The organism is Bacillus sp. SIMBA_008 (genome assembly GCF_046535495.1).
Classification (GTDB): domain Bacteria; phylum Bacillota; class Bacilli; order Bacillales; family Bacillaceae; genus Bacillus; species Bacillus subtilis.
Map to the genome: position 1 here is coordinate 1 of NZ_JAWRWL010000558.1, position 267 is coordinate 267.

1 protein-coding gene is annotated in these 267 nt (G+C 51.3%); it reads right to left on the reverse strand.

Going from position 1 to position 267, the window contains the following annotated elements; genetic code table 11:
• Positions 1 to 267: aromatic amino acid lyase (locus SB658_RS24430; protein WP_410602960.1), on the reverse strand; the 267-nt coding region annotated here is incomplete at both ends.

Genomic DNA, 267 nt, shown 5'->3' on the forward strand with positions numbered 1-267 from the left:
GTTTCCGCCCGAGATGATTTTGGCGCCGTCTTCGAAAATGAGCGGGTTATCTGTCGCGGCATTCATCTCAATTTCTAATTTTTCTTTTACATACGCTAATGTCTGCCATGATGCGCCGTGGACTTGAGGGATACAGCGGATTGAATAAGCGTCCTGGACACGCAGCTCCCCTTGGACGGTCGTCAGCTTGCTGTCTGACAAGTAATAGCGGATTCGCTCTGCGACATCCATCTGTTCCTGATATCCGCGGGCGGCATGAATGTCCTC